This window comes from Caldisphaera sp. (assembly GCF_023256325.1).
Classification (GTDB): Archaea; Thermoproteota; Thermoprotei_A; order Sulfolobales; family Acidilobaceae; genus Caldisphaera.
Genome location: NZ_JAGDXI010000005.1, coordinates 1 through 7,553 on the forward strand (window position 1 = coordinate 1; position 7,553 = coordinate 7,553).

Consider the following 7,553-nt stretch of genomic DNA (forward strand, 5'->3'; position numbering starts at 1 on the left):
ACTTAAAGAAGGAATCAAAATAATTGGAGAAACTGCAAAAGAAATTATAAAGTAACTTAGTGTCATGTCTGTTTTTCAATCTTATTTATAATATTTAATATCTCATCAATCATTAATCTACCTTTTTCTAAAACATTTTTATGTTTTCTAAGGAAATCTATTCCTTTATCTGTTATATAATATTCTGTAAGCTTTTGACCTCTACTATTACTTTCCCTTTTTGCATTTATCAAACCTTTATTAGACATAACCTTTAACAAAACATAGACATAACCTGGAGAAAGCTCTTCTCCTATTTTCGAGGAAATCTCTTTGTTAATTTCATAACCGTGAATAGGCTTTTCATAAAGCATCTTTAATATCATTAATGAAATTATGCCTTTTAACATCTTTTTTCTTTCTTTTGGCATTTTTTGCACTCTCTTTGTTTAATTTAAATGTTCTATCCCTTAAATAATTTTTATTTCTGTAAAATATAAAATTTGTGTTTATATTTTTCTACTATCGGATACGATAGGGATTGAAATTGAAAGGAGCTGTGTTTGATTTAGATGGAACGCTAGCTAGTACAGCTAAGGCCCACAAAATAGCCTGGGAACTTTCTCTAAAACAATTAGGCTTTAAATTAAAAATAGATATGGAATCTTTATTAGGTAAAAGAGCTATGGATATAGCTCTTTTTTTAATAGAAAAAGCAGGAATTAATGATATTAACCAAAAGAATGAACTTGCAAAAAGGTTATTAGAAATTAAAAGTTCTATTTTTGCACCTTATATTATGAAATACGCTGAACCAATGCCTTGCGCTGTACAGCTAATAAATACTCTTAAAAAGAACCATGTAAAGATACTTATAGTAACTTCATCATTAAAAATTACTGCCTTAAAGGTATTAGAAAAAATTAATATTAATCCAGATATCTTAATATCTGGCGATGATGTTATTAGAGGAAAGCCTGATCCAGAACCTACAATTTTAGCCTTAGAAAAGTCTTCATTAAGACCTGAAGATATAATTTTCGCTGTTGGGGATACTATATATGATATCATTTCATTCAGTGAGGCAAAAATAAAGACAATATATTTAACAAATGGTGATATACGTGTACCAATTGATGAAAATTTACTTAAAAAATATAATGCTATAAAAATAAATTCTCTGTGTGATATTCTGATGAAACTTTAATCATTACACTTCCAATAAACTTTTATTTTCCTTTGCCCTTTTAGCATAAAATCTTCACACAATTCACCGCTATTCACCATCATGATAAGTGATTTGTATACGCCTTTCAATGAATACTTTCCTAAATCATTCCAAATTTCGTATGCAGTTCTTTTTTTATTATCTGAAAACAAATTTATAATGTCCTTCCTTAACTCTGTATATTTTATTGCATTAGACATATAGATTCTTCTTTTTCCAGTAATAATTGCTATTCCATCACTTTCAATCTTTGCCATAGAATACGCAACTGAGGCTAGAGGCTTTAAGTTTAGACCCTTTTTAGACAAATCAATTATAGATTCCAAAGCATCTTTTGATGAAACCTCAGAAATTTTAATTTTATACTTAGAATAATTTAAAATATCTGGCAAATTTGCATAACGTAACTTAACAGCTATTATTTCATATTCTTTAAAATCGTTTCTTAGTTCCTTTAACTCTTGAAATCCTTTAGCTATTGCGTAAACTAAAATACCGGACTGCGCTGGCACATATATTTTGTCTACTTTTGGTTTTGTTTCATAAATTTCATAAGAAATCGTCTTTAATCCTTCAATTGTATATGGATTTTCATAAACTAATCCATATTTATCATTTTTTTCCGTAAATAGTATTTCAGAACCAAGTCTAGCTATAATAATGAGGTCTTGTGGATCAGCTTGATCTGGTATTACCTTTACTTTTAATTTTACTCCAGCTTTTCTAGCATAATGTGAAAGGGAAATAGTAAAATCTTCTTCATAAATAGTTTCAATGAAATTATGATTAAATAAAGATAATAATAAAGAGGAAGCTCTATCAGTATAAACCCCTGTCGGATTATTAGTTTCTAACTTACTCAAAATACCGTTAATCCTTTTTATAGGGGTTAAGCCTTCATTCATAGTTATAATTTTCCAACTTCTTGGAAGCATACATCTATACCTCCAAATCGATGGAGTATTTGAATTGACAATCCATTTAAAATCATCATAAACTATTTGCATAAGACCTCCACACTTGGGACAAAAGAATGTTTCTTTTTCAGTCTCATAACCACATTTAATGCACTTAAACTTATAGTTCTCACTTTTCAACTCTGTCCCCTTATTTCTAATTTTTGTAAATAGTATAGAGTTAAAATAAAAATAATTTATTTCAAACTATAATTCGTTTATTAAAATAGAGTTTGCATATTTTTCCAGCTCATTATAAAACTCCTTTTCATAAGCTATTAATTTTATCATATCAAAATTATCGTTTTTTTCAATAAATTGTTTTATTTCTTCTAAAAGAATCTTTGCCCCTAAATTATAAGGAATTCCCCCTACTCCAGTCCCCATACCAGGAAAAGCTATAGATTTTATTTTGTTTTCTAATCCTAATCTTAACGCAGCCTTTATGGCTAATCTAACATTGGTTTCCGTCGTAATTTGCCCTGGATATTGCATTGTAGGAGAATGTATGACATATTTTGCTTTTAACTTTCCTGCGCTAGTTAAAACTGCTTTACCAATATCTATTGGAGCATATTTAAGTGCTTCCTCTTCAATTTTATTTCCCCCTTTTCTTTTTATAATTCCCGCAACTCCTCCTCCCATAATTAAATAAGAATTTGCTGGATTAACTATGGCTTCGGTCTCTTCTTGAGTTATGTCGCCTACTTTAATAACAATGACTGTATTGTTTAATTTAAACGAACGCATATATGATACCCAATTTTTTAATCCTAATTGGAGGGAAATAAGATTATTTGAAAATGAGTCTAATTAAATAATAGCAAACTTATCCTTGTGATAGAAATAAATTAATTATAACCCATTTAATTCCTCGACGGCCAATGATTTAACATCATCTAAATTTTCAATTATTTCAGTTAATGTATTGTATTGATCTATCAACATATAGGCAAGATGACCCTTAGACAAATCGTATGATTTCTGATCTAAATAACCATGCTTTACTATAATAGCTTGAGCACCTAATTGTATTATTGCGTCCATTGTTACATCTTTACCTATCTTAAATCCAGGATTTTCATATTGCTCAACAACTTCCTGCTCTTCATCTATAATAGCTAATATTTCGCCTTCATCTAGTGGTTTCAAATTTTGGCCCTCATCATAAACTAACGCTATCCTCATATCTAATGCCCAATTATTTTTGTATTTTAAAAGTATATATATTTAGTTGCAACCTTGAATTTAAATATATAGAATCATGTTAAAAATTACTTATTTTTATTTAATAGTTTTAATGTACTATTCCAGACTCTATCATTTATACTTATGCCTTCTTTTGATGCGCCTTCTTTTATTTTGTTTAGAAATTCAATATAGTTAAGAGATTCTCTTACAGTATTAAGATCAACATTCGCAACTTTTCTTGTGGTAGGATCTAGCAATCTTATTATTTCTTTTATCTTACCATCTTTTCCTTCTACTCTATAAACGTCTAATTGCCTTAAGTTTAATAGCTCGATTAACTTCTTATATTTTGTATATATTTTATTGTTCCCTGTCACTTTCGTTTCACCTTCTTTACCTTTGTTATTCTGACACTCACCTATATAAAAGGTTACCTGATATCAGGTGATATAATGAAAAAAGAATATCTAAAAGTAACATTAAATTTGAACTTAATAGCAAGAGAATTGAGTAGCTTTAATAAAAAATACATAACTATTAAGGAGTTTTCTAAATACTTTGGTACATCTAATAAAACATCAGGAAAAATACTAAAGAATTTGGAAAAAATGGGTTATGTTAAAAGGTATTCATCTTCTGCCTACTTTATTATTGGAAACTCTGCCCAATAATATTGATATTATAGATAATAAAATCCAAAAAAATGAAATTCCCAAATATGCTAGTGAGTTAAACTTAATATATGCTATGATAGATAAAATAAATGATATGATAGATAAAGAAAATGCAATAATGCTAATCAATTTTAATCCATACAATTTATCCATTATTCTTCACTTTCTTAAAAACCATTCTCTTTCTATCATAATTTGGTGTTCTTTCGACTTTAGATTCTCTAACTAGTTCAGATAATGCCATTCTTAAAGGTCTTGAATCTCCTTTCCAATCTAGTAATTTTTTTATCTCATCAAAAGTAAGACCTTCATTTTTTTCTAATAAAAATAAAATTTTATTTTTTATATCTTGATCCAAAGTTTTCCCTCTTCAAAGGCTTTTATTTTCCTCTTTTAATATATCTCCAACAATCTCAATAGCTTTAGCAAGCAAGTCTTCTTCTATTACTAATGGCGGAGCTATTCTTATTGATGAAACGCCAGAACCTATTACTAAAACACCACGCTTAAATGATTTCTCAAGAATTCTACCCAATTCTTTTGATGCAGGTTCTTTGGTCTTTTTATTTCTAACAAGTTCCACACCAATCATTAAACCTTTCCCTCTAACATCTCCTATTATTTCTAATTCTTCTTTAAGATCATTAAAGTATTTGATAACCATATCACCAAGCTTCGAAGCTCTTTCTGTTAATTTTTCTTCCTTTATAGTATCTATAACAGCTTCCATAGCTGCCAATGCTATTGGATTTCCTCCAAAAGTATTTGCATGACTTCCTTTCTTCATTGAATCCATAACTTCACTCTTTGCAACTATAGCTCCTAATGGCAATCCTCCGCCTATAGCTTTAGCCATAGCTATAATATCTGGAACCACATTCCAATTCTCAATTGCAAACCATTTTCCTGTCCTAGCAATACCTGATTGAACTTCATCATCAACAAGAAGTATTTTATACTTATCTGCTATTTTTCTTAAACCTGGTAAGAAGTTGTCTGGAGGAACTATATAGCCACCTTCTCCTTGTATTGGTTCAACAAATATTGCAGCAACTTCCGTTGGCTCAACTAACTTAGTAAATATCCAATCTTCAATATAATCCAAAACTGATTGACCACATTCCTTAGGATCATCAGTATTAAAAGGACATCTATATGTATAAGGATATGGTACATGAATTACTCCTGGAACTAATGGTGCATAATGTTCCCTATAATGGGCTTTGCTTGCAGTTAAAGATAATGAACCCATTGTTCTTCCATGAAATGCCCCTAAAAATGCAATAATATATTGTCTTTTACCTTCATGATAATATCTTGCTATTTTCAAAGCCCCCTCTATGCTTTCAGTTCCACTATTTGTGTAAAATACTCTTCCATTTTTTATTGGAACAACAGACAATAGTTTTTCTGCACTTCTTACAGCCTCTTCATAATAAAAATCGGTTAAAGAATAATGCTGTAACTTTTCTGCTTCACGTTTTATTGCCTCAACAACCTTTGGATGGTTATGGCCTAAAGCCATAACCGCAATGCCAGCATTCATATCTACATACTTATTGCCATCAACATCTTCTACAACAGCTCCATGACCTGTCTTTATAACTAAAGGATACCATCTAACGTATGATTGCATTAACAATTTTTGATCTTTTTCTATTATATTTCTAGCCTCAGGTCCTGGAGGTTCAACTCTTATATCCGGAACTCTTTCCATGAACTCTCACCCTCCTATTAATCTTATATAAGATTAGAACATTATATATATTAGGGGTTAAAATGAACGAGTATGAATTTGAATTAATTGAAGAATATTATTTAAATGGAGAACATAGGTTTAGATTGAAAGAAAAGAAATCTAATCTAATATTCAACGTTTCTGCAGATAATATAAAAGAAGCAGCCAGAAAAGCTAGTCAAATGCTATCAAGTCTAAAAAATCAATAAAATATTTTTAATTAAAGGCTTGAATAAATTAATTTTTGTTAAATTTTTTATTGATATTAGACTGATATTACGATATAAAATTTCTATAAAAATTAATTTATTCAATAAAATTAATCAACTGAAATTATGGCTTTCTATATTATTTTCTTATCAGATATAATAGATTTTGATTCTATAGTTCTATGAGGCCATATACTAGAATTGATTATCTGAGTTTCATCTCCAATTATAACATTGTTGCCTAAATGACTATTAATTATTTTTACATTCTCTCCTATTTTTACATGCCTTCCAATTATACTTTTTTCTACAATAGCACCATTTTCTATAAGACTTCTATCCATAATAATGGAATTTCTGATTTCATTTTCACCTTTTATTACAGTATAATTATCCACGACAGATGAAAACATTTTTACATTCTCTCCTATTTTTACATGCCTTCCAATCAAATTCTTTCCTTCAAACTGAACTTTATTTGTTGCTATCTTTTCAATTAGTTCTATGTGATCATTTTTTGACCTTTTACTCTTTCCTTGCATATATACATTTTTATATGTGGTTTCTACATCAAGTCTTTCTTTTTCTATATTGTTCAAAAGATAATATGATGCTTCCATAAAACTGTCTAAAGTTCCTACATCAAACCAATAACCATTACTAACATAACCCATAACTTTATATTTCTTAGAAATAAGGTATGGTATTACATCCTTTCCAAAGTCTCCTTTTCCTTGTTTAAGCATCTCATTAAACTCTGAAGACCTCAAAAATTTAACAAAATCCTTCGATAATACATAAATTCCTGTATTTACTAGTCTAGAAGGCAACTCTTTAGGATTGCTTGGCTTCTCAATAAAGTTTTCAATTTTCATGTTCTCATCAACTTTTGCTACACCAAATTGCTTTAATTTTTCTGGGTCAGTTATTTCTTTCAATACTATTGTCATAAAGGCTTCGCTAGATTGATGATATTTATATAAATTGTTAACATTAATACTTGCTACCGTGTCACCTTGAATTATTAATACATCGTCAGAAATATCATAATAATCGACCATTATTTTTACCGAGTGAGCATTACCAATGCTATCCTCGTTTGGCTGATATCTTATTTTTATTATTTTATTTTCACCTTCAATTTTAATTCTAAATCTTTCTCCAAGATGATCATAAACATCTCTGTAATTATAGAAACCACTTACTCCTAAAAATACCTCATTAATTCCTCTATATGCTAGTTCAGATAATGTAAAATCTATAAGAAAATTATTTAAAAACCTAACCATAGGTTTAGATGTATCAACTGTTAAAGGATAGAGTCTTGTTCCTAAGCCTCCTATGGGTATCAACGCTTTTTTTATTGAAGTGATTATTGCTCACCTGTTATTTATTATATCAAAAAGCCCTTATATTCTAATTCTTCTATTCCCGCATATATTCTTTAAACAATATTATTTGTTTTTATTCAAAAATAAAATGTATTAATTCATAAAAATTTTAAACAATATCTAATGTTTTGTAATTGAAATTTCCATTAATTTATTATATATTATTTTCTATTTAATATTATTTAAT

11 protein-coding genes are annotated in these 7,553 nt (G+C 28.7%); 3 read left to right on the forward strand and 8 right to left on the reverse strand.

Going from position 1 to position 7,553, the window contains the following annotated elements:
* Positions 1-62: 62 nt before the first annotated feature.
* Positions 63-410 carry a PadR family transcriptional regulator gene (locus tag Q0C16_RS00270; RefSeq protein ID WP_292319034.1) on the reverse strand — a complete coding sequence of 116 codons (348 nt, stop codon included), beginning with the start codon at positions 408-410 and terminating at the stop codon, positions 63-65.
* A gap of 110 nt (positions 411-520) precedes the next feature.
* Here Q0C16_RS00270 and Q0C16_RS00275 point away from each other — a divergent pair, with 110 nt between their 5' ends.
* Positions 521-1,186 (forward strand): HAD family phosphatase, encoded by a 666-nt coding sequence (locus Q0C16_RS00275; RefSeq protein WP_292319035.1) that lies wholly within the window; start codon positions 521-523, stop codon positions 1,184-1,186.
* Here Q0C16_RS00275 and Q0C16_RS00280 read toward each other — a convergent pair.
* From Q0C16_RS00280 to Q0C16_RS00295, 4 genes are all read right to left on the reverse strand, one after another.
* Complete coding sequence (locus Q0C16_RS00280) at positions 1,183-2,304, reverse strand: pyridoxal-phosphate dependent enzyme (protein WP_292319036.1); 1,122 nt, start codon at positions 2,302-2,304, stop codon at positions 1,183-1,185. The genes Q0C16_RS00275 and Q0C16_RS00280 overlap by 4 nt on opposite strands.
* Positions 2,305-2,370: 66 nt before the next feature.
* Positions 2,371-2,913, reverse strand: coding sequence for a macro domain-containing protein (locus tag Q0C16_RS00285; protein ID WP_292319037.1), 543 nt, complete (start codon positions 2,911-2,913; stop codon positions 2,371-2,373).
* 105 nt (positions 2,914-3,018) lie between these two features.
* Entirely contained in the window at positions 3,019-3,351 is a 333-nt protein-coding gene (locus tag Q0C16_RS00290) for a hypothetical protein (RefSeq protein WP_292319038.1), read from the reverse strand.
* An 86-nt stretch (positions 3,352-3,437) separates the two neighbouring features.
* Positions 3,438-3,731 carry a hypothetical protein gene (locus Q0C16_RS00295; RefSeq protein WP_292319039.1) on the reverse strand — a complete coding sequence of 98 codons (294 nt, stop codon included), beginning with the start codon at positions 3,729-3,731 and terminating at the stop codon, positions 3,438-3,440.
* A gap of 75 nt (positions 3,732-3,806) precedes the next feature.
* Here Q0C16_RS00295 and Q0C16_RS00300 point away from each other — a divergent pair, with 75 nt between their 5' ends.
* Positions 3,807-4,025 (forward strand): hypothetical protein, encoded by a 219-nt coding sequence (locus Q0C16_RS00300; RefSeq protein WP_292319040.1) that lies wholly within the window; start codon positions 3,807-3,809, stop codon positions 4,023-4,025.
* Positions 4,026-4,173: 148 nt separating this feature from the next.
* On the opposite strand, the gene Q0C16_RS00305 is transcribed toward Q0C16_RS00300, so the two are convergent.
* Complete coding sequence (locus Q0C16_RS00305) at positions 4,174-4,386, reverse strand: hypothetical protein (RefSeq protein WP_292319041.1); 213 nt, start codon at positions 4,384-4,386, stop codon at positions 4,174-4,176.
* 12 nt (positions 4,387-4,398) lie between these two features.
* Entirely contained in the window at positions 4,399-5,745 is a 1,347-nt protein-coding gene (locus tag Q0C16_RS00310; protein WP_292319042.1) for an acetyl ornithine aminotransferase family protein, read from the reverse strand.
* Positions 5,746-5,807: 62 nt separating this feature from the next.
* Here Q0C16_RS00310 and Q0C16_RS00315 point away from each other — a divergent pair, with 62 nt between their 5' ends.
* A complete protein-coding gene (locus Q0C16_RS00315) occupies positions 5,808-5,975 on the forward strand; it encodes a hypothetical protein (RefSeq protein ID WP_292319043.1) in 168 nt (55 codons plus the stop codon).
* 134 nt (positions 5,976-6,109) lie between these two features.
* On the opposite strand, the gene Q0C16_RS00320 is transcribed toward Q0C16_RS00315, so the two are convergent.
* Positions 6,110-7,327 (reverse strand): NDP-sugar synthase, encoded by a 1,218-nt coding sequence (locus Q0C16_RS00320; protein ID WP_292319044.1) that lies wholly within the window; start codon positions 7,325-7,327, stop codon positions 6,110-6,112.
* Between the last annotated feature and the right edge of the window lie 226 nt (positions 7,328-7,553).